Origin of the sequence: Shinella lacus, from assembly GCF_010994755.1 — a bacterium.
In the GTDB taxonomy this organism is placed as follows: Bacteria; Pseudomonadota; Alphaproteobacteria; order Rhizobiales; family Rhizobiaceae; genus Shinella; species Shinella lacus.
This window is the reverse complement of the sequence record NZ_WHSB02000002.1, coordinates 326,798-348,841: the sequence shown is the minus strand read 5'-3', so window position 1 is coordinate 348,841 and position 22,044 is coordinate 326,798. Positions and strand designations below refer to the sequence as shown.

Genomic DNA, 22,044 nt, shown 5'->3' with positions numbered 1-22,044 from the left:
CCGGCAGTCTCTAAAGCGAGTCTTAGCCACTCAACAGGAAGCGCTCAAGGCACCTCAGTCGAAGGCGATCTCAGCGGCGACCCTGCGGGTCCGGTGCTCGCGCCAAATGATGAACAGACCGGAGGCGACGATGACAGCGATGCCGAGCCATTTCGACGGCGTCGGGAAATCGCCGAAGATCGCATATCCGAGCACGGTCGCGGAAATGATCTCGAAATACTGGAAGGGGGCCAGCAACGAGAGCGGCGCCATGCGGAAGGCGCGCACGACCAGCATATGCGCATAACCCGACAGCGCGCCGAGGATGACGAGCAGCACCAGTGCGAAGGCGGATGCCGGCAGCGAGGGCGCAAAATCGGCGATGCCGGCCGAGTGACCGGCGAACAGGGCCACGCCCATGAAGATCGTGCCGCCGAAGCCGGCGATCGTCTGCATGGTCAGCGGGGAATCGGCGTCGCCGATGGCGCGGTTCATGAAGAGGTAGATCGAATAGAGGAAGGCGCAGGCGACCGGCAACAGCGCGGTCCAGCCGAAGAGCACGAAGCTCGGCTGGATGACGATGAGCGCGCCGCCGAAGCCGACGACGATGGCCAGCCAGCGCCGCCAGCCGACCTTGTCGCCCAGGAACGCCGCGGACATGGCGGTGAGGATGAAGGGCTCCACGAAATAGATCGCGAACACGTCGGCAAGCGGCATGTATTTGACGGCCGCGAAGAACAGCAGGCTCGCCGCGCCGTGGATGACGCCGCGCAGCAGGTTCAGCCAGGGGCGTTTCGGCCGAAGCGTTGCGCTGCCGGCTGCTGTGAAGATCAGCGGGATCGTGCAGACGACCTGGAAGAAGAAGCGATAGAAGGTCACCTGCCCCGGCGACATGTCGGCGAAGGTTGCCATGTATTTGGCGATCGCATCCATGCAGGGAAGCAGCAGCATGGCGACCGCCATGAGCATCACGCCCTGCATGGTGCCTCCGCCCGCCTGCTGGTTGGTGCCGGTTGCAGCGTTCATGATGCGACTCCCTCGTTCACCCCTGCATAGCTCTTTTCCACCGACAGGCAATGCCGGAAATCCAGCCCCGGAATGCCGGCGTGCGGGCGGCGCGAAGCGGCGCATTTGAGGTAGAATGCAATCCCGCATTGCCTGTAAACTCGCCTGATAAGAAATGGAGGCCGTGATGACGTTTCCCGGCGAAAACAACACCATCCCCTTCCCCTCGGGCCGCGCCGACGGCGACACGCTCGGCGGGCGCATCTGGCGCGCCCGCGATGCGCTGGCCCTGTCGCTCGAAGGCGTCGCTTCCCGCCTCGGCCTGCCGGAAGACACGGTGAGCGGCTGGGAACGCGACCACGCCGAGCCCGATACCAAGGCGATGTTCATGCTGGCCGGCGTGCTGTCCGTCTCGCCCTCCTGGCTGATCGCGGGCATCGGCGAAGCGCCAGCGGACCCGTCCGGCGACGAGCACCTGCATCCGCTGCTGCGCCAGCTCAACGAGGTCCACCGGCTTCACGACCAGACCGGCAAGGCCATCGCCGCTCTGGAGGCGGAGATCGCCAATTTGATCAAAAAAGATCAGGGCTGACTTTTTTCCATTTGCCGCACTTGAGGCCTCGGGCCGGCTCTGCAATGGTCCGCCCGAAAAGAATCCGCATGAGGAGAGACGAAGATGGACGTACGCGCCGCCGTTGCCGTTCAGGCCGGAAAACCGCTGGAAGTCATGACCGTGCAGCTCGACGGCCCGAAGGCCGGCGAAGTGCTGGTCGAGGTGAAGGCCACCGGCATTTGCCACACGGACGAATTCACCCTGTCGGGCGCCGACCCGGAAGGCCTTTTTCCGGCGATCCTCGGCCATGAGGGCGCCGGCATCGTCGTCGATGTCGGCCCGGGCGTCACCTCGCTCAAGAAGGGCGACCACGTCATTCCGCTCTACACGCCGGAATGCCGCGAATGTTATTCCTGCCTGTCGCGCAAGACCAATCTCTGCACGTCGATCCGTGCCACCCAGGGCCAGGGCCTGATGCCCGACGGCACCTCGCGCTTCTCGATCGGCAAGGACAAGATCTTCCACTACATGGGCTGCTCGACCTTCGCGAACTATACGGTGCTGCCCGAGATCGCGCTCGCCAAGGTCAACCCGGACGCGCCCTTCGACAAGATCTGCTATATCGGCTGCGGTGTGACCACCGGCATCGGCGCGGTCATCAACACGGCTAAGGTGGAAGTCGGATCGACGGCGATCGTCTTCGGTCTCGGCGGCATCGGCCTCAACGTGCTGCAGGGCCTGCGCCTTGCCGGTGCGGACATGATCATCGGTGTCGACATCAACAACGACCGCAAGGCCTGGGGCGAAAAGTTCGGCATGACGCATTTCGTCAATCCGAAGGACATCGGCGACGACATCGTGCCCTATCTCGTCAACCTGACCAAGCGCAACGGCGATACGATCGGCGGGGCGGACTACACGTTCGACTGCACGGGCAACACCAAGGTGATGCGCCAGGCGCTCGAATCCTCGCATCGCGGCTGGGGCAAGTCGGTGATCATCGGCGTGGCCGGTGCCGGCCAGGAGATCTCCACCCGTCCATTCCAGCTCGTCACCGGCCGCAACTGGATGGGCACGGCCTTCGGCGGCGCGCGCGGCCGGACTGACGTGCCGAAGATCGTCGAGTGGTACATGGAGGGCAAGATCCAGATCGACCCGATGATCACCCACACCATGCCGCTCGAAGACATCAACAAGGGCTTCGACCTCATGCACGAGGGCAAGTCGATCCGCAGCGTTGTGGTATACTGACAACAGCGCCGCTTTTGCTGTTCTCGCCTGCCGGGAGTTGCTAGACTTCCGGCAGCATCGTTTCAGGACGCCACCATGTCGCAGGGCATTGCCGTATCGCTGACCTTTAATGACTGACGCCATGCCCACCATCTATGTCGACGCCGACGCTTGCCCGGTGAAGCCGGAAATCCTGAAGGTTGCAGAGCGCCATGGCATGCCGGTGACTTTTGTCGCGAATTCCGGCCTGCGGCCCTCGCGTGACCCCATGGTGAAGAACGTCATCGTTTCCGGCGCCTTCGATGCCGCGGACAACTGGATCGCCGATAATGTCGGCGCGGACGACATAGTGGTCACGGCCGATGTGCCGCTGGCGGTGCGGTGTGTCGAAAAGGGCGCGCATGTGACCGGGCCGACTGGGCGCCTCTTCGACAAGGCGAATATCGGCATGGCGAGCGCCATGCGCGATCTTGGCGCGCACCTGCGCGAAACCGGCGAAAGCAAGGGCTACAACGCTGCTTTTTCGCAGCGCGATCGCTCCGCCTTCCTTGAAACGCTCGACCGCCTCTGCCGCCGGGCAAAAAATGCCAAGGCGGGACCAGCGGCATGAAGGAAGGGCCTGGACCCAGGATCTATGGGCGCCATGTGCCCTTTTATGTCGGCATCGGCGCCGCCGCCTTCAGCCTGGTCGCAGCACTCTGGCTGAAGCCGGATTTCGCCATCGATATCGGGGCCGTCGCCTTCTTCCTCTGCTATCTGCTGCTGACGGGCTGGCGCGTGCCGCGCCTGACGGCCGCCCATCTCGAACATTACGCGACGGACAGCGACGAGCCGGTGGCGATCATCTTCGCCGTGACCTTCGCAGCCGTCGCCGTCTCGATGGGCTCGCTCTTCGTCGTGCTGAACCGGCCGGCCGCCTCAGCGGCTGAATTCGTCCTCGCCTTCGCCTCCGTGGCGCTCGGCTGGCTCACCATCCACACGATGGCCGCCATGCACTATGCCCATCTCTACTGGCGGCCGGGCAGCACGGAGACCAGCCCCGATGTCGGCAGAAGCCTGGATTTCCCGGGCGATGCCGCGCCCGGCGCCTATGATTTCCTCTATTTCGCCTTCGTGATCGGTATGACGGCGCAGACCTCCGACGTCGCGATCACCTCCACGCCGATGCGCAAGGTCAACCTGCTGCACGCGATCGTCTCCTTCTTCTTCAACACCGTGCTGGTCGCCGCCGCCGTGAATGCGGCCGTGGCGCTCGCCTCTTGATACAACCGGAGTTTCTTGATGAAAGTGCTTTCCCAGAACACCGCCTTCAGCGGCATGCAGGGCGTGTTCGCCCATGATTCCGAAGCCTGCAATTGCGAGATGACCTTCGCGGTCTTCGTGCCGCCGCAGGCAATCCGCGAGCCGCGCCCGGTGCTCTGGTATCTCTCCGGCCTCACCTGCAGCCATGCCAACGTGATGGAAAAGGGCGAATACCGCCGCATGGCCGCTGAACTCGGCCTCATCATCGTCTGCCCGGATACCAGCCCGCGCGGCAACGACGTGCCCGACGAAATGACCAACTGGCAGATGGGCAAGGGCGCCGGCTTCTACCTCGACGCCACGGAAGCGCCGTGGGCAGAACACTACCAGATGTACAGCTACATCACGGAGGAACTGCCGAACTTCGCAAGCCAGCACTTCCGCATGGACATGTCGCGCCAGGGCATTTTCGGCCATTCCATGGGCGGCCACGGCGCCATGACGATCGCGCTCCGCAACCCGGAGCGCTTCAAGAGCTGCTCGGCCTTCGCGCCGATCGTCGGACCCTCGACCGCCGACTGGTCGGCCCCCGCCTTCGAAAAATACCTTGGCGCCGACAAGGCGACCTGGCGCCAGTATGACGCCTGCGCGCTCGTCGAGGATGGCGCGCGTTTCCCGGAATTCCTGATCGACCAGGGCAAGGCGGACGGCTTTTTGGAAAACGGCCTACGCCCCTGGCTGTTCGAAGAGGCGATCAAGGGCACCGATATCGGCCTGACGCTGCGACTGCAGGAGCGTTACGACCATTCCTACTACTTCATCTCGACCTTCATGGACGATCACCTGAAGTGGCATGCCGAACGCCTCGGCTAAAAGACTTGATATGGCGGGGGTGCATGGCTGACATGCCACCCCTGCCCTTGCCCTTGCCGTGCGGATCGTCAATAGTCCGCCCGGTAGACGGCTACCGCCGGACGTTTCGTCCGGTCACGATCGCGGGGACGGCCTCGCTCCTTTGAAACGGAGTGGCACCATGCCCTGGATTCTTCTGACGCTTGCCGGCCTTTTTGAAATCGGCTGGGCGATCGGCCTCAAATTTACCGACGGCTTCACCAAACCCCTTCCGACCGCGCTCACCGCCGGCTCGATGGTCATATCCATCGTGCTGCTCGGCCTTGCCGTGAAGACGCTGCCGATCGGCACGGCCTATGCCATCTGGACCGGTATCGGCACGGTCGGCACGGTGATGCTCGGCATCTTCCTCTTCGCCGAACCGGTGACGGCGATCCGCATGGGCTGTATCGCGCTCATCGTCACCGGCATTCTTGGGTTGAAGTTCGCGGCTTAACGCCGGTTGTCGAGGGCGAAAGCCCCCGGGCCCGCGGTCGTCAGATACAGGAAGACGAAGCAGAACAATACCGCGGCATCGCCGCGGTTGTTGATCGGGAAGAAGCTCTGCGGCGCATGCGCCATGAAATAGGCGACAGCCATGAAGCCGCAGAGCACGAAGGCCACCGGCCGCGTGAAAAGCCCTACGAGGATCAGCAGACCGCCGACGACCTCCAACAGACCCGCAGCGCCGATGAGATTCATCAGGTCGCCGAAAGGCTGCTCCGCGGGCGGAAAATTGAAGAATTTTTGCGTGCCATGCTCGATGAAAAGCAATGCTGCCATGATCCTGAGTGCTGAAAGCGCCTGCGGCTGGTAAGCGGAGAACCGATCGAACATGCGTGGACGTCCCTTCCGTTTCAGTCAGAGCGGAATGTTATCGTGTTTCTTCCAGGGATTTTCCAGATCCTTATTGCGCAGCAAACGGAGCGCACGCGCGATGCGCTTGCGCGTCGAATGCGGCATGATCACCTCGTCGATATAGCCGCGCTCGGCCGCCACGAAGGGTGACAGGAACCGGTCCTCGTACATCTTGGTGTGCGCCGCGATCTTCTCCGGATCGGCGATATCCTTGCGGAAGATGATCTCGACGGCGCCCTTGGCGCCCATCACCGCGATCTGTGCCGTCGGCCAGGCATAGTTGAAGTCGCCGCGCAGGTGTTTTGACGACATGACGTCGTAAGCGCCACCATAGGCCTTTCGCGTGATCAGCGTAACCTTCGGCACGGTCGCTTCCGCAAAAGCGAAGAGCAGCTTGGCGCCGTGTTTGATGAGCCCGCCATATTCCTGCGCCGTGCCCGGCAGGAAGCCCGGCACATCGACGAAGGTGACGACCGGAATGCCGAAGCAGTCGCAGAAGCGCACGAAGCGCGCCGCCTTTCGGCTGGCGTCCGAATCGAGCACGCCGGCCAGTACCATCGGCTGGTTGGCGACGAACCCGACCGTCGAGCCTTCGATGCGCCCGAAACCGCAGACGATGTTCTTGGCAAAGCTCTCCTGGATCTCGAAAAAATCACCCTCGTCGACGGTCTTGAGGATCAGTTCCTTGATGTCATAGGGCTTGTTGGCATTGGCCGGGATGAGCGTGTCGAGCGATTCGTCGATCTCCTCGACCGACTGGAAACACTCGATCTCCGGCACGGGCGACGTGTTGGACTGCGGCAGGAAGTCGATGAGGCGGCGGACCTGCAACAGCGTATCGACGTCATTGTCGTATGCGCCATCGGCGATCGAGGATTTCGTCGTGTGCACGGAGGCGCCGCCGAGCTGTTCGGATGTCACCGTCTCGTTCGTGACGGTCTTCACCACGTCCGGGCCGGTCACGAACATGTAGGACGTGTCGCGCACCATGAAGATGAGGTCTGTCATGGCCGGCGAATAGACGTCGCCGCCCGCACATGGCCCCATGATCACGGAAATCTGCGGGATGACGCCGGAGGCGAGCACATTGCGCTGGAACACTTCCGCATAACCGCCGAGTGCCGCCACGCCCTCCTGAATGCGCGCGCCACCCGCATCGTAAAGGCCGATGATCGGCGCGCGGTTCTTCAGCGCCATGTCCTGGACCTTCATGATCTTCTGGGCATGGGTTTCGGAGAGCGAACCGCCGAAAACAGTAAAATCCTTGGCGAAGACGAAGACGGTGCGGCCGTTGACCGTGCCCCAGCCGGTGACGACGCCGTCGCCGGCGATCTTCGTCTTCTCCATGCCGAAATCGGTCGAGCGGTGCTCGACGAACATGTCGAACTCCTCGAACGAGCCCTCGTCGAGAAACACCTCGATGCGCTCGCGCGCCGTCAGCTTGCCGCGCTTATGCTGCGCATCGATGCGCGCCGCACCGCCGCCCATGCGGGCGCGCTCGCGCCGGACTTCGAGCTCGTGGAGAATTTCCTTCATGATGCCTCGGTTCCTCCCGTGTCACCAAGGACTTAGCACGCGGAACCGGGGGCTTTGAAGGGGCGTTCGCCAGATCGATGGTCTAGACGATCAATCGCAGCTGATCGACTGGGTCACCACGCAGGGTGCGACCTTCTTCGTCGAGCCTTCAGCCAGCGCGCGCGAGCGCACCGTCAGCGCCGCTTCGGACGGAATGACGAGCGCGCGCTTCGGCGCGCCGGAATAGGCCTGGACGGAGCGCACCGTCGCCGTGCGACGCTTGCCGCCGGCATATTTGCGGCCCTTGCCGGGCCGCTTGCCATAGGAGGCCTTGCCCGCAGCGACCGGCGCCAGATGGTAGGCGAGCGCCACACGCTTGGCGATGGCATCGCCAAGTGCCGCCTCGCGGCCCTTGCGGGCCGGCATGAAGCTGTTGACCGTCAGCGTCTTGCGCGACGAGGCGCCGCCGCCGAGATCGGCGAGCGTCACCGTGACCTTTGCGGAACTGTGGCCATCGCCCGCCTGCTTCACGCCGATAATGCGGATATCCATGGCGGCGCGATCGATCTGCACCGGGCGGCGGGTCGCCTTGGCGGCGCGCTTCAGGTGTTCGCCGGTGCGCTTCAGCACCGTGTTGGGCACGCTATCATCGCCGCTCACCACGACCTTGCGGATATCGCGGACGGGATAGCCGTCATCGGCATGGGCGGCGGTGGAAACGAAGAGGCAGGCGGAGAGGAGAGCGCGGACAAGGATGTGCATGAAACTACCGGTATGCGATGTCGGATTTCGGCCGCGTGCCAAAATGGTGCGGAAGTCTTAACAAAGTCTTTTCAGCGCGGGATTTCCACAAGCACGGAGGCGGCCACGTCCATCTCCTCGCGGCGCAGTTCACGGCGGCGGAAGGCTTCGTCGTCCATGCCCCAATGCTCGATCTGCCAGTCCTCGTCGACATGGGCGAGCGACCAAGCCTTGTCGACATCGATGACACCTTCGGCCAGCGCCAGCGCCAGCAGCGCCGAGCCGGTGAGCGTGGTGACCGTGTGGAGGCAGGCGAGCGCCAGCGGATGGCGCCACGCGGAAAGGGCCGCAGAAAAGGCCGCAATCGCCGGCGCCGGCTGTTCCTGGTGGATGACGCCCTCGACGAGGATGAAGCGTGCGCCCTTGGCATCGGCCGCCCAGCGGATGACCGGATCCCAGCCGTCGCGCTGGCGCTCGACGAGGCCTTCGGGCGAATCGGCGCGATAGCAGAGGAGATCCGTGCCGGCGAAGCGCACGATCTCCTCGAAGACGGCGTCGAAATTGTCGGCGACGCCATCGACGGCGGTGTTGACGAGGCGGGTCACCGGCATCTTTGCCGGGTCGATTTCCTCGCCCTGCCCGTCCCACTCCGCCTTCAGGCGATCGGCGATCGGCTGTGCCGGCACCGCGAGCAGTTTCTTGGCCGGCGTGCGCACCGGGCGACCGTCGAGCAGAATACGGAAGCCTTCGTCCGCCAAATCGGTAGAGACGTCCTTGTAGAAACGCTTCGGCAGCGGGCGCTTCATCTGGATCTGTGCGCGGCGCACCGGATCGGGGTCGCTCATCGCGTCGGAAAGGTCGCTCAGGATATCACGCATCGGAAATCTCCAACCAGTCGAGGAGGTCGGCGGGCGTGCGCAGGATGTAGTCCGCCCCCGCCTCCACCAGTTCGGGCACGCTGGCATAACCCCAGGCGACACCCATGGCCTTGGCGCCCGCCGCCTTGGCCATCTGCATATCGTAGATCGCATCGCCGACCACAATGGTCTGGGCCGCATCGATGCCCGCTTCGCTGCAGCATTCCGTCACCATGCCCGGATGTGGCTTGGAGGGGCAATCGTCCGCCGTGCGCGAGACGAAGAAGGTCTTTTCGAAGCCATGCGAGGCGCGGATGAGATCGAGGCCGCGGCGCGACTTGCCGGTGACGGCGCCGAGGATGAGGTCGTCCTCGCGCTCCAGCCGCGCCATCAGGTCGGCGATGCCGGGGAAGAGCGGCTCCTGGAAGCCGGCCTCGGCACGCACGCCGCCATAGATCGCCTTGTAATGCGCGGTCATCGCCAGCGCCTCGTCGTCGACATGCGGCTTGCCCTGCATGCGGGCGATCGCGATGTCGAGCGTCAGCCCGATGATCGCCTTGGTCTCGGCAACGTCCGGCCGCGCATGGCCGAAATCGACGAAGGTGCGCGCCATGACCTCATGGATCAGCCCGACGCTGTCGACCAGCGTGCCGTCGCAATCGAAAAGAACGAGCCGCATCAGTCGTCGTCCCCTTCCGCAGCACTCAGGTCGAAGCCGAAGAGGTTCCAGGTCTGCACCATGTGCGGCGGCAGCGGCGCGGTGATCTTGAGGCGCCCCCCGGAGGGATGCGGAATGTCGATCTGGCGAGCATGGAGATGCAGCTTGTTCTGCACGCCGCCCGGGAAGTTCCAGTTGACGTCCGCATCGAAATATTTCGGATCGCCGAGGATCGGATGGCCGATATGGGCGGCGTGCACGCGCAGCTGGTGCGTGCGGCCGGTATAGGGCTCCATCTCCAGCCAGGCGAAGTTCTGCGCGGCCTGCTCGATGATGCGGTAGAAGGATACCGCGTGGTCGGCGCCGTCCTCGCCATGCTTGGCGATGCGCATGCGGTCGCCGTCCGGCGTCTGCTCCTTGACGAGCCAGGTGGAAATCTTGTCCTCGCGCTTCTTCGGCACGCCCATCACCAGCGACCAGTAGGTCTTCTTGGTGTCGCGCTCGCGGAAGGCGGCGGTAAGTTTTTGCGCGGCGCCGCGCGTGCGGGCGACGACGAGCACGCCGGACGTATCGCGGTCGAGGCGGTGCACGAGGCGCGGCTTCTCGCCCTTCTGGCTCGTCCAGGCTTCCAGCATCTGGTCGATATGCCGGTTGACGCCGGAACCGCCCTGCACGGCTATTCCGGCCGGCTTGTTCAGCACGATAACCTTGTCGTCCTCATGCAGCAGCATGCGCGACAGGAGCTCGCCATCCGGCGAATGCCTGAGGTCGCGACCGGCGATCGGCCCGGACTTCACCTTGGCATCGACCTCCATCGGGGGCACGCGGACCACCTGCCCCGGCTGAATGCGGGTGTCGCTCTTCACGCGCCCGCCATCGACGCGCACCTGGCCGGAGCGCAGCAATTTCTGGAGTTGGCCGAAGCCGAGGCCCGGATAGTGGACCTTGAACCACCGGTCGAGGCGCATGCCCGCCTCGTCGTTGTCCACCTGCCTGTGTTCGATGCCTGCCATCTTCGCCTTCTTTCGTTGCGCCGTGCTTTAGCGCAAGAACGGGCGGAGGGGAACAGCTTAGAAAGCGCGGAAAGTCAGCGTGGTCAGCGAGCGCACGATGCCGGGAATGGAGGCGACATGGTCGTTGATGAACTTGCCGATCTCTTCCTCGCTGTCGACATAGATCTTCAGGAGCAGATCGTACTCGCCGCTGGTGGAATAAAGTTCCGAGATGAGTTCCGTAGCGTAAAGCGCATCCGCGACCTCGTAGGTCTTGCCCGGAGCGCATTGCAATTGCACGAAAATCGGCTTCATTAGTCCTCCCGCGCCATTGGCGGCATGATTTTGTCTTGACGCAGTTCCGGGTGCAAAACCGCTTCACACTTTTGCTGAAACCGCTTTGTCCGCCCGATTCCGGCGGCATTCTGCGCCTGTTATGGCGGAATTGCCCCGCCGATGGCAAGGCCGACCGAAAGTCGCACAGACTGTTAAAATTCGATGAAAATACAACCATGAAGTTTTACATGCGGGAAAGGCGCAACTGATAAATTGCACCAACTCAAACCAACCCCGTTGAACGCCATGACTCAGATCGTGACAGTCTCGTCCGCCACCGCCGCCTATGCCTCGCAGGGAATGCGACCGCAGGTGCGTGCGAACACGCTGTTCGAGGAGCGCATCCACCACTGGAGCGAAGACGCCAAGATCCGCGGCGATGCCCGTGTGCTGGCCGTGCTCAACGTCATTCATCCGCCGGCGCTCGCGCTGGCGCTTATCACGGCGCCCGGCAGCACGCCGCAGGTGACCGTAGCCGAGGCGCAGCGCCTCTATGGCGAAAACGGATCTCCCCCACTGCCGGAAACCGTCTGATCCTCCCTCAGAAAAATCAGCCGTCCTCCAACTTTCTTGAAGGCCCCCGCCCCGGGGCCTTTTCTTTGCTCCTTTCCCCCTACGACAAAAAATTGCTCGGCAGCGACGCAGCGCTCTTGCCAAAGCGCAGGCAAGGTCGTTATCTGGGGCCGACCTCGCTGGGAGAAACCGGTCGCCTTTTACTAGGCAAGACCGGTGCCGAAGGAGCAACCGCCCCGGAAACTCTCAGGCAAAAGGACCAGCAAGGTGCCGTCGGAACTCTGGAGAGAAGCGTGAAAGCGCTCGCCGAAGGGATAACAATCTCAGGCGAAGGGACAGAGGGGGCTCAGGAGAACGGCGCAGGTGCGCCTGGATTGTGAGCCGGCGCCCGGAAGAATCATGGGCGCCCAAAGACTGGGAGGGCGCCTTTTGGACGTATCGTCAGACCTCAAGAAAACCCCGCTTCATGCGCTGAACCTGTCGCTCGGCGCCCGCATGGTGCCGTTCGCCGGCTATGAAATGCCGGTGCAATATGCGGCCGGCGTGATGAAGGAACATCTCCACACCCGCGCGGCCGCCGGCCTGTTCGACGTGTCCCATATGGGCCAGGTCACGGTGCGCGCCCGCTCGGGCGACAATGCAGATGCCGCGCGCGCGCTCGAAACGCTGGTGCCGGTCGATGTGCTGGGCCTCGGCGAAGGCCGCCAGCGCTATGCGCTTTTTACCAATGACGATGGCGGCATTCTCGACGACCTGATGATCGCCAACCGCGGCGACCACTTTTACGTCGTCGTCAACGCGGCCTGCAAGGAGGCGGATTTCGCTCATATGCAGGCGAAGATCGGCGATACCTGCGAGCTGACGCTGCATGACGACCGTGCACTGGTCGCGCTCCAGGGGCCGCATGCCGAGTCCGTGGTCGCCGAGCTCTGGGCCGATATCTCCTCGATGCGTTTCATGGACGTGCGCGCCTGCGACCTGCACGACGCCGACTGCATCGTCTCGCGTTCCGGCTATACGGGCGAGGACGGGTTCGAGATCTCCATTCCGACAAACCTCGCCGAAGCTGTCTGTCGCCGCCTGCTTGACCATCCGGACGTGCTGCCGATCGGTCTTGGCGCCCGCGATTCTCTGCGCCTCGAAGCCGGCCTCTGCCTCTACGGCAACGACATCGACACCGGCACGACGCCGGTCGAAGCGGCGCTCGAATGGGCGATGCAGAAGGTCCGCCGCAAGGGCGGCGAGCGTGCCGGCGGTTTCCCGGGCGCCGATATCATCCTCGACCAGCTCGAAAACGGCACGGACCGTCGTCGCGTCGGCCTCAAGCCGGAAGGCCGTGCGCCCGTGCGCGGCGGCGCCGTGCTTGCCACCGATGCCGAGGGCGAGGACGTCGTCGGCACCGTAACCTCCGGCGGCTTCGGCCCGAATGCCGATGGCCCCGTCGCCATGGGCTACGTCACCAAGGCCGCGTCCGCGCCCGGCACCCAGCTTTACGCCGGTGTGCGCGGAAAATTTCTTCCGATCACCGTATCGGCCCTGCCCTTCGTCAAGAACACCTTCAAACGCTGACCAGAAAGGTTCGTCCATGCTGAAATTTACCGAAGAACACGAGTGGCTGAAGATCGAAGCCGGCGTTGCGACCGTGGGCATCACCACGCACGCCGCCGAACAGCTCGGCGACCTCGTCTTCGTCGAACTGCCCGAGGTCGGCTCCACCTTCGAAAAGGGCGGCGATGCGGCCACCGTCGAGAGCGTCAAGGCGGCCTCGGACGTCTATTGTCCACTTGATGGGGAAATCGTCGAAGTCAACGAGGCGATCGTTGCCGATCCCTCCCTCGTCAACAGCGATCCGCAGGGCGCCGGCTGGTTCTTCAAGCTGAAACTCGCCAATGCGGCGGATGCCGACGGCCTGCTGGACGAAGCCGCCTACAAGGAGCTTGTCGGCTGATGTCTCTTCCCAAGGATTTCGCCTTTACCGATTACCAGCCCTACGACTTCGCCAACCGTCGCCATATCGGCCCCTCGCCGAAGGAGATGGAGGCGATGCTGGCGGTGATCGGCTATCCCACCCTCGATGCGCTGATCGACGACACCGTTCCCAAATCGATCCGTCAGGAAAAGCCGCTCGAATGGGGCGCGGCGATGACCGAGCGCGAGGCGCTCGACAAGCTGCGCGAGACCGCCAATCGCAACAAGAAGCTCGTCTCGCTGATCGGCCAGGGTTACTACGGCACGATCACGCCGCCGGTCATCCAGCGCAACATCCTGGAAAACCCCGCCTGGTACACGGCCTATACGCCCTATCAGCCGGAAATCAGCCAGGGGCGCCTCGAAGCGCTGATCAACTACCAGACCATGGTCTGCGACCTGACCGGCCTCGACGTGGCGAACGCCTCGCTGCTCGATGAGGCGACGGCCGCCGCCGAAGCCATGGCGATGGCGCAGCGCGTGGCGAAGTCCAAGGCGAACGCCTTCTTCGTCGACGAGAACTGCCACCCGCAGACGATCGCGCTGCTGAAGACCCGCTCCGAGCCGCTCGGCTGGCAGATCATCATCGGCGATCCCTTCACCGATCTCGATCCCGTCGACGTCTTCGGTGCGATCTTCCAGTATCCCGGCACCTATGGCCATGTGCGCGATTTCACGGGCCTGATCGCCCGGCTGCACCAGACCGGCGCGATCGCCGTCATGGCGGCCGACCCGCTGGCGCTGGCGCTCCTGAAGTCGCCGGGCGATATGGATGCTGACATTGCCATCGGCTGCACCCAGCGTTTCGGCGTGCCTGTCGGCTATGGCGGACCGCATGCGGCCTATATGGCCGTCAAGGATGCCTATAAGCGCTCCATGCCTGGCCGCCTCGTCGGTGTTTCCATTGATGCCCGCGGCAACCGCGCCTACCGCCTGTCGCTCCAGACCCGCGAGCAGCACATCCGCCGCGAAAAGGCGACGTCGAACATCTGCACCGCGCAGGTGCTGCTCGCCGTCATGGCCTCGATGTATGCCGTCTTCCATGGTCCGCAGGGCCTGAAGGCGATCTCGCAGAACGTGCACCAGAAGACCGTGCGCCTTGCCATGGGCCTGGAAAAACTCGGCTACACCGTTGAACCGGAAGTCTTCTTCGACACGATCACCGTGCATGTCGGCAAACTCCAGGGCATCATCCTGAAGACCGCCGTCGCGGAGGAGGTGAACCTTCGCAAGATCGGCGACGACCGCATCGGCATCAGCCTCGACGAGCGCTCGCGCCCCGTCACGCTGGAAGCCGTCTGGCGCGCCTTCGGCGGTGATTTCGAGGTGGCCGAGTTCGAGCCGGATTACCGCCTGCCGGAAGACCTGCTGCGCACCAGCGAATACCTGACGCACCCGATCTTCCACATGAACCGGGCGGAAAGCGAGATGACCCGTTATATCCGCCGGCTTTCCGACCGCGACCTCGCGCTCGACCGTTCGATGATCCCGCTCGGCTCCTGCACGATGAAGCTGAACGCAACAGCGGAAATGCTGCCGATCACCTGGCCGGAATTTGCGGAGATCCATCCCTTCGTGCCCGCCGACCAGGCGCAGGGCTACCGCTACCTGATCGAGGACCTGTCGCAGAAACTCTGCGACATTACCGGCTACGACGCCGTCTCTATGCAGCCGAATTCGGGTGCGCAGGGCGAATATGCCGGCCTCCTGACGATCCGCGCCTATCACCTCGCCAATGGTGATACCCATCGCGACGTCTGCCTCATCCCGACCTCCGCGCACGGCACCAACCCGGCATCGGCCCAGATGGTCGGCATGAAGGTCGTCGTCGTGAAAGTGTCCGACAATGGCGACATCGACATGGAGGATTTTCGCGCGAAGGCCGAGCAGCATGCGGACAACCTGTCATGCTGCATGATCACCTATCCCTCCACGCACGGCGTCTTTGAAGAGAACGTGCGCGAGATCTGCGAGATCGTGCACAAGCACGGCGGCCAGGTCTATATCGATGGTGCCAACATGAACGCCATGGTGGGTCTGGCCCGTCCCGGCGATATCGGCGGCGACGTCAGCCACCTCAACCTGCACAAGACCTTCTGCATCCCGCATGGCGGCGGCGGTCCCGGCATGGGGCCGATCGGCGTCAAGGCGCATCTGGCGCCCTACCTGCCGGCAAACCCGACGACTGGCGAGGCCGGTGCGGTCTCAGCCGCGCCCTTCGGTTCGGCCTCCATCCTGCCGATCTCCTGGAGCTACTGCCTGATGATGGGTGGCGCCGGCCTGACGCAGGCGACGAAGGTGGCGATCCTCAACGCCAACTACATCGCCGCCCGCCTCAAGGGTGCCTATGACGTGCTCTACAAGTCCGCCAAGGGCCGCGTGGCGCATGAATGCATCATCGACACGCGCCCGCTCGTCGACAGCGCAGGCGTCACGGTCGACGACGTCGCCAAGCGCCTGATCGACAGCGGCTTCCACGCACCGACCATGAGCTGGCCGGTCGCCGGCACCCTGATGATCGAGCCGACCGAATCGGAGACCAAGGCCGAAATCGACCGCTTCTGCGATGCGATGCTGTCGATCCGCGAGGAAGCCCGCGCCATCGAGGAAGGCAAGATGGACCGGGTCAACAACCCGCTGAAGAACGCCCCGCACACGGTGGAAGACCTCGTCGGCGAATGGGACCGTCCCTATTCGCGCGAACAGGCCTGCTACCCGCCGGGCGCCTTCCGCGTCGACAAATACTGGTCGCCGGTCAACCGCGTCGACAATGTCTACGGCGACCGCAACCTCGTCTGCTCCTGCCCGCCGCTTGAGGATTACGCGCAGGCGGCCGAATAATCACGGCACGAATTTTGAGCCCCGGCCGATCCATCGGCCGGGGCTTTTTCATTTCGGGCAGGGAGGGAAAGGCTCAGGGCGAGACGGCGACGTCCACCCAGAAGCGGGTAAAACCTTCCGCGAAATCGCGGTAGCCGCTGAGCGTCGAGGGTTTGACCGCATAGGCATTGGCGCCGTTCTCGTAGGCGCTGTTGACGTCGGAGGTGTTCGAGGAGGAGGAGAGCATGATGACCGGCGTCACCGCCGTGCGCGTGCGCCCGCGCAGCCGTTTGAGCAGGTCCATGCCGTTGGTGCCGGGCATGTTGATGTCGAGCAGGATGTAATCGAAGGCTTCCGTCGCAAGCCGGTCGCTTGCGACTTCCGCATCGGCGACATGGGTGATCTCGATGGGGCTGCCGGCATCGCTGAAGGCGCGCATCACGAAGCGCACATCCACGGGGTCGTCATCGACGACGATCAGCTTCCTAAGCAGGCTTGCCACGATCGTTCCCCCTTGATTTCACCGGATGTGGAAACGTCACGATGAAGCGTGCGCCCGGAGCATAGCTCGTGTCAAGCGCTATCACGCCATTGTGGCTCTCGACGATCCGGCGCGCCAGCGCAAGGCCGACGCCGGTGCCCTGGTAGACCGACTCATCTCGGTGAAGCCGTTGAAACACCTCGAAAATCCGTCCCACATGCTGCGGGTCGATGCCGATGCCGTCATCCTCCACGACGAAATCGATGGCGCCGTCATTGTCCCGGCTATAGACGCGAACGACCGGCGCTTCGCCGGGCCGGCAATATTTCAGCGCATTGCCGATCAGATTCTGCGCCAAGCGCTTCAGAAGCTCCGGATCGCCCTGGACGTCCGGCAGGGCCGCAACCTCGATCCTGCCGCCGCTTTCCTGCACATGGCCTTCCAGCAGCACCAGCGCATCGCGCACCACATCGGACAGCGCGACCGGCTTCGGGGCGGTGATGCGATAGGCGATCTGCGAGAATTCGAGTAGGCTGTCGATGATGCGGCGCATACGCACGGCACTCTTGCGCACATGATCGGCATAGTGCTGCAGTTCGGCGAACTCGCCGCGGTGCAGGTCTTCGGAAATCATCTCGGCGAACATGGAGAGGTGGCGCAGCGGCGCCTTCAGGTCATGCGAGACGGTGGCGGTGAACTGGTCGAGCGCCTCGTTCTTGCGGCGCAGCTCGTTCGTCTGCGCCTCCACCTGCTGCTGCTGGCGCTTCGCCTCGGTAATGTCGCGGCCGACGCTGACGACCTCGCTGACGCTTTCCCCGTCGAAGCTCGCCACCGCCGTCCAGTGCATCCACATCTCGTGGCCGTCATGGTTGTCGATGCAGATTTCCAGGGTCTTGATGGGTTGCTCGGGCGTATAGTTCGCGATGTTCATCAGTTCGGCCGTCTGCTCCGGCGCGCAGGCGACGTCCGGCAGATAGCGGCCGATCAGGGCATCGGTCGTCGAGCCGACATGGCTGGCATATTTGTCATTGGCAAAACGCACCATGAGCTTCTTGTCGAAGCGCAAAATCATGTCCGGCAGGATCTGCAGCAGCGAGAGATAGTCGCGGCGCTTCTCCTCCAGCGCCGCCTCGACGCGCTTGAGGTCCGTAACGTCGACGCGCAGCGCGACGATATCGCCGGTTTCCGTGACGTGGCTTTCCGAGCGCATCCACCGGTCGCCGCCATACGCAAAGACCGTGCCGCCCGAATCGGGTGTGCGGTGATCGCGCAGACGTTCTTCCACCAGCGCCTCCGCCTCCGGCGTGCCCTCCTCGATATTCGTATAGACGCCTGCCCTGATGTTTGCCCGAATGATGCTTTCGAGGCTCGCGCCGACCCGCACATTCTCTTTTGCGGGGCCGCAACGCTCCTTGAAGGTCCGGTTGAACATCATCAGCCGCTCTTCCTGGTCGAAGACGGCAAAGCCTTCCGGCATGGTGTCGAGCGCCGCATCGAAGCGCTGGCCGAGCAGGATCTGCTCGCCATGGCTGCCGCCGGAAAGCAGGCTGCGCAGGAGAAGCGCGTAACAGGCGCCGGTGCCCTCGTCCGGCACGGCGATAACATGCGCGGTCGCATCGAAGAGCGAGCCGTTGTCGTGGCGGAAGGAAAAGGCGTGCGCATTCTCGCGCCCGGCAGATGCGTAGCGGGCGAGGATTGCGGCGGGGGCCGGCCCGTCGATGACGGCCGATTCGGCGGGCTTCCGGCCATCGCGATTCCAGCCAAAAGTGCGCGCAGCCGCCTCATTGAACGAGACGACACGCGCCTCGGCATCGACGATCAAGGCCGGAAAGGGCAGGTTCTGGTAAAGTGCCGCGGCAAAGCCGGTCATCGCGCGCGTCCCCTCCCTGGCGATCCGCCGGCACCCGATCCGGGTGCCGCGCGTCGGAGACTAGGCAAATCCGGCGGCGAAGGAAAGTCGTGAGGTTTTGCAGTCCTGCGCCCCCGGCTTTCCGGGTCAGCCGGCGCGCACCGTGGGCTGGCCGGCGGCGGCAAGGGCCGCGAGGTCGGCGGGCTTCAGCTCGACCGATTCGCCGCAGCCACAGGCAGACGTCTGGTTCGGGTTGTGGAAGGTGAAGCCGGAGCGCAGCGTCGTCACCTCGAAATCCATCTCGGTGCCGAGCAGATAGAGCACAGCTTCCGGCGCGACCCAGACGCGCGCACCGTTGCGCTCGATGAGGTCGTCCTTGGCGTTTGCTTCGGTGACGAGGTCGATGGAATATTCCATGCCCGCGCAACCGCCCTTCTTGATGCCGACGCGGATGCCCTTGGCGTCACCGCCGGCATTGTCGACGATCGCCTTGACGCGGTCTGCCGCCGCATCGGTGAGCTTCATAACTGCAAAGGCCATGGGCCGTTTCTCCCTCGCCGACCGGGTTCAAGGCCCGGCGGTTTCCGAATCTAAATCTAGTGACCCCGCGTTAAGGGATCAATACCAGCCGACAGCAACCTGCGCCTCTTCCGACATGCGATCGGGCGTCCACGGCGGATCGAAGGTCATGCGGACCTCAACGCCGGAAACGCCCTCGACCGCGCCGACGGCATTCTCGACCCAGCCCGGCATCTCGCCGGCCACGGGGCAGCCGGGCGCCGTCAGCGTCATGTCGATCTTCACCATGCGGTCGTCTTCGATGTCGATCTTGTAGATCAGGCCGAGCTCGAAGATGTCGGCCGGGATTTCCGGGTCGTAGACCGTCTTCAGCGCGGAAATGACGTCGTCGCTGAGGCGCGCCAGTTCGTCGGCCGGGATTGCCGAATGCACGATGCCGTCGCGGACGTCGATCTTGTCTTCCGTTGCGTCGAGGGACATGGGTCCACCTCCTCAGGCAAAAAACTTGCGGGCATGATCAAGCGCATCGGCGAGAGCATCCACCTCGGCGCGCGTATTGTACAGGCCGAACGATGCACGGCATGTGGAGGTGACGCCGAAGCGTTTCAAGAGCGGCTGCGCACAATGGGTGCCAGCGCGCACCGCCACACCCGCCCGGTCGATGACCATCGAGACGTCGTGCGCGTGAATACCTTCGAGCTCGAAGGAGAAGATCGAGCCCTTACCCGGCGCCGTGCCGAAGATCTTCAGCGAATTGATCGCCGAGAGCCGCTCGTGGGCATAGTCGCGCAGATCCGCCTCGTGCGTCGAGATTGCCGCGCGGCCGATCTTTTCCATATAGTCGAGCGCATGGCCGAGGCCGATCGCCTGCACGATCGGCGGCGTGCCGGCTTCAAAACGGTGCGGCGGGTCGTTGTAGGTGACGATGTCTTCCGTCACGTCGACGATCATCTCGCCGCCGCCCTGGAAGGGGCGCATCTCCTTGAGGCGGTCCATCTTGCCGTAGAGCACGCCGATGCCGGAGGGGCCGTAGAGCTTGTGGCCGGTCATCACGTACCAGTCGCAATCGATGTCGCGCACGTCGACCGGCATGTGCACGGCGCCCTGCGAGCCATCGACCAGCACCGGAATGCCGCGCTCGCGGGCGATGCGGCAAATCTCCTTGACGGGCACGATGGTGCCGAGCGCATTCGACATATGCGTGATGGCGATGAGCTTGGTGCGCTCCGTCAGGCATTTTTCGAAATCTTCGATGTGGAACGCACCCGCATCGTCCACCGGCGCCCAGACCAGCTTGGCGCCCTGCCGTTCGCGGATGAAATGCCACGGCACGATGTTGGAGTGGTGCTCCATGATCGAGAGCACGATCTCGTCGCCCTCGCCGATCTTCGGCATGCCGTAGCCGTAGGCGACCGTGTTGATCGCCTCGGTCGAGGATTTCGTGAAGATGATCTCGTCGACCGAAGATGCATTCAGGAAACGGCGCACCTTTTCGCGCGCCGCCTCATAGGCGTCCGTCGCCGCATTGGAGAGGAAGTGCAGGCCGCGATGCACGTTTGCATATTCGTTCGAATAGGCATGCGAAATCGCGTCGATCACCGACTGCGGCTTCTGCGCCGAGGCGCCGTTGTCGAGATAGACCAGCGACTTGCCATAGACCGTCTTCGACAGGATCGGGAAATCCTTGCGGATCGCCTCGACGTCATAGCCTGCTGTGGGCAACGCATGTTCCATCTCGTCGGTCCTTTACTAGGCGTGCTTTTCGAGCCAGGCGGCGATGACGCCTTCCAGCGCCTCGACCAGCGGCTCGTCTTCCAGCTCCTCGACGATCTCGGCGACGAAGGCGTTGACCAGCATGGCGCGCGCCTTGTTCTCCGGAATGCCGCGGGCCATCAGGTAGAAGAGCTGCACGTGGTCGATGTCGATCACGGTCGCACCATGGCCGCACTGCACGTCGTCGGCGAAGATTTCGAGTTCCGGCTTGGCCGAGAAATCCGCTTCGTCCGACAGGAGCAGTGTGTTGCACGACATCTTCGCGTCGGTCTTCTGCGCATCCGGCGCCACGCGGATCTGGCCCTGGAAGACGCCGCGGGCGCGATCGAAGATCACGTTGCGGATCACCTCGGTAGAGGTCGTGTTCGGCACGTTGTGGCCGACCGTGAAGGTCACGTCATTGTGCGTCTCGCCGCCGAGCAGGTTGATGCCGCGTAGGATGAGGTCCGAGCCCTCGCCCGCCACCACGACGTGGATTTCCTGCCGCACGAGCTTGCCGCCGGCATTGATGACGTAAAGGCGCAGTTTCGCATCGGTGCCGAGCGTGATGCGGATCTGGCCGAGATGGGTATCGGCAAGACCTTGGCCCTGGAAGATGATCCAGGTGATTTCCGCGCCATCGGCGAGCGAAATGTCGCTGACAGACGTCACCAGGGCCGCGTTGTCGCTGACGGCCAGGTAGCGCTCGATGACGGTCGCCTTGGTGTTGGCGCCGAAGGTTGCCGGGAAGCGCGTGTGCGTCTGGCCGGCATTCTGGATCGCCTGGATTTCGAGCGGGGCTTCAAGCTCGGTCCCGGCCGGGAAATCGAGCACGAAACCGTCGCGCACGAAGGCGCCGTTGATGCGGCCGATCGTGTCGTCGCTGTCGCGGGCGGTGAGGCCCTCCGCGGCGGTGCCGTCGGCAAGCGCATCGGCGAAGGTGCGCAGCGTCACGCCCTCGGCCGAAGCGCGGCTATCGGCAACGCCGTTGACGACCGAAAGCACCGTCGCGCCCTCGACGAGCGGGCCGACCTTGGCGGCAGAGGCCGCCGGATCGAAAGCCGGCACGGCGCGCAGCAGCGCCTTGAGGTCCGTATAGTGCCAGGCCTCGACGCGGCGCGTCGGAAGGCCGGCATCCTTGAAGTCGCTGATCAGCACGTCGCGGGCCGCGAGCACGGCGCCATCGCCCGGCAGTTCGCCGATCGCGTGGTCGTAGGCTTCGCAGAGCGCCGTTTCGGCGACGGACAGCTTCATGCCTGTCTGCATGTTCATGAGATCACTCCTT

At 63.9% G+C, this 22,044-nt stretch carries 24 protein-coding genes and 1 riboswitch; of the genes, 10 read left to right on the top strand and 14 right to left on the bottom strand.

Annotated features, from left to right (window positions below):
* Positions 1-54: 54 nt before the first annotated feature.
* Positions 55-1,005, bottom strand: a complete 951-nt coding sequence (locus GB927_RS06195) for a DMT family transporter (RefSeq protein WP_256115791.1) — start codon at positions 1,003-1,005, stop codon at positions 55-57.
* Between the two features lie 166 nt (positions 1,006-1,171).
* Between GB927_RS06195 and GB927_RS06190 the strand changes: the two genes are divergently transcribed.
* The 6 genes from GB927_RS06190 (at position 1,172) to GB927_RS06165 (ending at position 5,357) form a co-directional block, all read left to right on the top strand.
* Positions 1,172-1,576, top strand: a complete 405-nt coding sequence (locus GB927_RS06190; RefSeq protein ID WP_256115790.1) for a helix-turn-helix domain-containing protein — start codon at positions 1,172-1,174, stop codon at positions 1,574-1,576.
* 84 nt (positions 1,577-1,660) lie between these two features.
* Complete coding sequence (locus tag GB927_RS06185; RefSeq protein WP_256115789.1) at positions 1,661-2,788, top strand: S-(hydroxymethyl)glutathione dehydrogenase/class III alcohol dehydrogenase; 1,128 nt, start codon at positions 1,661-1,663, stop codon at positions 2,786-2,788.
* Positions 2,789-2,909: 121 nt separating this feature from the next.
* Positions 2,910-3,377 carry a YaiI/YqxD family protein gene (locus GB927_RS06180; RefSeq protein WP_256115788.1) on the top strand — a complete coding sequence of 156 codons (468 nt, stop codon included), beginning with the start codon at positions 2,910-2,912 and terminating at the stop codon, positions 3,375-3,377.
* Positions 3,374-4,030 (top strand): DUF1345 domain-containing protein, encoded by a 657-nt coding sequence (locus tag GB927_RS06175; protein WP_256115787.1) that lies wholly within the window; start codon positions 3,374-3,376, stop codon positions 4,028-4,030. Before GB927_RS06180 ends, GB927_RS06175 begins: the two co-directional genes overlap by 4 nt.
* Positions 4,031-4,048: 18 nt before the next feature.
* Positions 4,049-4,882, top strand: a complete 834-nt coding sequence (gene fghA / locus GB927_RS06170) for an S-formylglutathione hydrolase (RefSeq protein ID WP_256115786.1) — start codon at positions 4,049-4,051, stop codon at positions 4,880-4,882.
* 160 nt (positions 4,883-5,042) lie between these two features.
* Positions 5,043-5,357 carry a DMT family transporter gene (locus tag GB927_RS06165; protein WP_256115785.1) on the top strand — a complete coding sequence of 105 codons (315 nt, stop codon included), beginning with the start codon at positions 5,043-5,045 and terminating at the stop codon, positions 5,355-5,357.
* On the opposite strand, the gene GB927_RS06160 is transcribed toward GB927_RS06165, so the two are convergent.
* The 7 genes from GB927_RS06160 to GB927_RS06130 form a co-directional block, all read right to left on the bottom strand.
* The gene (locus GB927_RS06160; protein ID WP_256115784.1) at positions 5,354-5,737 is read right to left on the bottom strand and encodes a DoxX family protein; all 384 of its coding nucleotides are present in this window, start codon (positions 5,735-5,737) and stop codon (positions 5,354-5,356) included. The two genes, GB927_RS06165 and GB927_RS06160, sit on opposite strands and share 4 nt — an antisense overlap.
* Positions 5,738-5,761: 24 nt before the next feature.
* Positions 5,762-7,294 carry an acyl-CoA carboxylase subunit beta gene (locus tag GB927_RS06155; protein ID WP_256115783.1) on the bottom strand — a complete coding sequence of 511 codons (1,533 nt, stop codon included), beginning with the start codon at positions 7,292-7,294 and terminating at the stop codon, positions 5,762-5,764.
* A gap of 90 nt (positions 7,295-7,384) precedes the next feature.
* Positions 7,385-8,035 carry a hypothetical protein gene (locus GB927_RS06150; RefSeq protein ID WP_256115782.1) on the bottom strand — a complete coding sequence of 217 codons (651 nt, stop codon included), beginning with the start codon at positions 8,033-8,035 and terminating at the stop codon, positions 7,385-7,387.
* 71 nt (positions 8,036-8,106) lie between these two features.
* Positions 8,107-8,892 (bottom strand): ATP12 family chaperone protein, encoded by a 786-nt coding sequence (locus GB927_RS06145; protein ID WP_256115781.1) that lies wholly within the window; start codon positions 8,890-8,892, stop codon positions 8,107-8,109.
* Positions 8,885-9,550 carry an HAD-IA family hydrolase gene (locus tag GB927_RS06140; RefSeq protein ID WP_256115780.1) on the bottom strand — a complete coding sequence of 222 codons (666 nt, stop codon included), beginning with the start codon at positions 9,548-9,550 and terminating at the stop codon, positions 8,885-8,887. The genes GB927_RS06145 and GB927_RS06140 overlap by 8 nt, the downstream gene beginning before the upstream one ends.
* On the bottom strand, positions 9,550-10,542 hold the full coding sequence (locus GB927_RS06135) for an RluA family pseudouridine synthase (protein ID WP_256115779.1): 993 nt from the start codon (positions 10,540-10,542) through the stop codon (positions 9,550-9,552). The genes GB927_RS06140 and GB927_RS06135 overlap by 1 nt, the downstream gene beginning before the upstream one ends.
* A 57-nt stretch (positions 10,543-10,599) precedes the next feature.
* Positions 10,600-10,836, bottom strand: coding sequence for an Lrp/AsnC ligand binding domain-containing protein (locus GB927_RS06130; RefSeq protein WP_256115778.1), 237 nt, complete (start codon positions 10,834-10,836; stop codon positions 10,600-10,602).
* A 267-nt stretch (positions 10,837-11,103) separates the two neighbouring features.
* Between GB927_RS06130 and GB927_RS06125 the strand changes: the two genes are divergently transcribed.
* The 4 genes from GB927_RS06125 to gcvP all read left to right on the top strand — a co-directional run bounded on the left by GB927_RS06125 (position 11,104) and on the right by gcvP (position 16,179).
* Positions 11,104-11,391: a hypothetical protein gene (locus GB927_RS06125; RefSeq protein WP_256115777.1), complete on the top strand. Its 288-nt coding sequence runs from the start codon at positions 11,104-11,106 to the stop codon at positions 11,389-11,391.
* A 149-nt stretch (positions 11,392-11,540) separates the two neighbouring features.
* A riboswitch (glycine riboswitch) is annotated at positions 11,541-11,642 on the top strand.
* Between the two features lie 127 nt (positions 11,643-11,769).
* Complete coding sequence (gene gcvT, locus GB927_RS06120) at positions 11,770-12,939, top strand: glycine cleavage system aminomethyltransferase GcvT (protein WP_439655472.1); 1,170 nt, start codon at positions 11,770-11,772, stop codon at positions 12,937-12,939.
* 16 nt (positions 12,940-12,955) lie between these two features.
* Positions 12,956-13,318 (top strand): glycine cleavage system protein GcvH, encoded by a 363-nt coding sequence (gene gcvH / locus GB927_RS06115; protein ID WP_256115774.1) that lies wholly within the window; start codon positions 12,956-12,958, stop codon positions 13,316-13,318.
* Positions 13,318-16,179: an aminomethyl-transferring glycine dehydrogenase gene (gene gcvP / locus GB927_RS06110; protein WP_256115772.1), complete on the top strand. Its 2,862-nt coding sequence runs from the start codon at positions 13,318-13,320 to the stop codon at positions 16,177-16,179. Before gcvH ends, gcvP begins: the two co-directional genes overlap by 1 nt.
* 73 nt (positions 16,180-16,252) lie before the next feature.
* On the opposite strand, the gene GB927_RS06105 is transcribed toward gcvP, so the two are convergent.
* From GB927_RS06105 to sufD, 6 genes are all read right to left on the bottom strand, one after another.
* Complete coding sequence (locus GB927_RS06105) at positions 16,253-16,660, bottom strand: response regulator (RefSeq protein WP_256115770.1); 408 nt, start codon at positions 16,658-16,660, stop codon at positions 16,253-16,255.
* Positions 16,644-18,509, bottom strand: coding sequence for a PAS domain-containing sensor histidine kinase (locus GB927_RS06100; protein WP_256115769.1), 1,866 nt, complete (start codon positions 18,507-18,509; stop codon positions 16,644-16,646). Before GB927_RS06100 ends, GB927_RS06105 begins: the two co-directional genes overlap by 17 nt.
* 126 nt (positions 18,510-18,635) lie before the next feature.
* On the bottom strand, positions 18,636-19,028 hold the full coding sequence (gene sufA / locus GB927_RS06095; protein WP_256115768.1) for a Fe-S cluster assembly scaffold SufA: 393 nt from the start codon (positions 19,026-19,028) through the stop codon (positions 18,636-18,638).
* Between the two features lie 78 nt (positions 19,029-19,106).
* Positions 19,107-19,487: an SUF system Fe-S cluster assembly protein gene (locus tag GB927_RS06090; protein ID WP_256115767.1), complete on the bottom strand. Its 381-nt coding sequence runs from the start codon at positions 19,485-19,487 to the stop codon at positions 19,107-19,109.
* A 12-nt stretch (positions 19,488-19,499) separates the two neighbouring features.
* On the bottom strand, positions 19,500-20,741 hold the full coding sequence (locus GB927_RS06085) for a cysteine desulfurase (RefSeq protein ID WP_256115765.1): 1,242 nt from the start codon (positions 20,739-20,741) through the stop codon (positions 19,500-19,502).
* Positions 20,742-20,756: 15 nt separating this feature from the next.
* The gene (gene sufD / locus GB927_RS06080; RefSeq protein ID WP_256115764.1) at positions 20,757-22,031 is read right to left on the bottom strand and encodes a Fe-S cluster assembly protein SufD; all 1,275 of its coding nucleotides are present in this window, start codon (positions 22,029-22,031) and stop codon (positions 20,757-20,759) included.
* Positions 22,032-22,044 lie beyond the last annotated feature (13 nt).

Bases quoted from the DNA above. Each gene is read 5' to 3' on its own strand.
- GB927_RS06195 (WP_256115791.1), bottom strand. From the start codon at position 1,005: ATGAACGCTGCAACCGGCACCAACCAGCAGGCGGGCGGAGGCACCATG.
- GB927_RS06190 (WP_256115790.1), top strand. From the start codon at position 1,172: ATGACGTTTCCCGGCGAAAACAACACCATCCCCTTCCCCTCGGGCCGC.
- GB927_RS06185 (WP_256115789.1), top strand. From the start codon at position 1,661: ATGGACGTACGCGCCGCCGTTGCCGTTCAGGCCGGAAAACCGCTGGAA.
- GB927_RS06180 (WP_256115788.1), top strand. From the start codon at position 2,910: ATGCCCACCATCTATGTCGACGCCGACGCTTGCCCGGTGAAGCCGGAA.
- GB927_RS06175 (WP_256115787.1), top strand. From the start codon at position 3,374: ATGAAGGAAGGGCCTGGACCCAGGATCTATGGGCGCCATGTGCCCTTT.
- fghA (WP_256115786.1), top strand. From the start codon at position 4,049: ATGAAAGTGCTTTCCCAGAACACCGCCTTCAGCGGCATGCAGGGCGTG.
- GB927_RS06165 (WP_256115785.1), top strand. From the start codon at position 5,043: ATGCCCTGGATTCTTCTGACGCTTGCCGGCCTTTTTGAAATCGGCTGG.
- GB927_RS06160 (WP_256115784.1), bottom strand. From the start codon at position 5,737: ATGTTCGATCGGTTCTCCGCTTACCAGCCGCAGGCGCTTTCAGCACTC.
- GB927_RS06155 (WP_256115783.1), bottom strand. From the start codon at position 7,294: ATGAAGGAAATTCTCCACGAGCTCGAAGTCCGGCGCGAGCGCGCCCGC.
- GB927_RS06150 (WP_256115782.1), bottom strand. From the start codon at position 8,035: ATGCACATCCTTGTCCGCGCTCTCCTCTCCGCCTGCCTCTTCGTTTCC.
- GB927_RS06145 (WP_256115781.1), bottom strand. From the start codon at position 8,892: ATGCGTGATATCCTGAGCGACCTTTCCGACGCGATGAGCGACCCCGAT.
- GB927_RS06140 (WP_256115780.1), bottom strand. From the start codon at position 9,550: ATGCGGCTCGTTCTTTTCGATTGCGACGGCACGCTGGTCGACAGCGTC.
- GB927_RS06135 (WP_256115779.1), bottom strand. From the start codon at position 10,542: ATGGCAGGCATCGAACACAGGCAGGTGGACAACGACGAGGCGGGCATG.
- GB927_RS06130 (WP_256115778.1), bottom strand. From the start codon at position 10,836: ATGAAGCCGATTTTCGTGCAATTGCAATGCGCTCCGGGCAAGACCTAC.
- GB927_RS06125 (WP_256115777.1), top strand. From the start codon at position 11,104: ATGACTCAGATCGTGACAGTCTCGTCCGCCACCGCCGCCTATGCCTCG.
- gcvT (WP_439655472.1), top strand. From the start codon at position 11,770: ATGGGCGCCCAAAGACTGGGAGGGCGCCTTTTGGACGTATCGTCAGAC.
- gcvH (WP_256115774.1), top strand. From the start codon at position 12,956: ATGCTGAAATTTACCGAAGAACACGAGTGGCTGAAGATCGAAGCCGGC.
- gcvP (WP_256115772.1), top strand. From the start codon at position 13,318: ATGTCTCTTCCCAAGGATTTCGCCTTTACCGATTACCAGCCCTACGAC.
- GB927_RS06100 (WP_256115769.1), bottom strand. From the start codon at position 18,509: ATGACCGGCTTTGCCGCGGCACTTTACCAGAACCTGCCCTTTCCGGCC.
- sufA (WP_256115768.1), bottom strand. From the start codon at position 19,028: ATGGCCTTTGCAGTTATGAAGCTCACCGATGCGGCGGCAGACCGCGTC.
- GB927_RS06090 (WP_256115767.1), bottom strand. From the start codon at position 19,487: ATGTCCCTCGACGCAACGGAAGACAAGATCGACGTCCGCGACGGCATC.
- GB927_RS06085 (WP_256115765.1), bottom strand. From the start codon at position 20,741: ATGGAACATGCGTTGCCCACAGCAGGCTATGACGTCGAGGCGATCCGC.
- sufD (WP_256115764.1), bottom strand. From the start codon at position 22,031: ATGAACATGCAGACAGGCATGAAGCTGTCCGTCGCCGAAACGGCGCTC.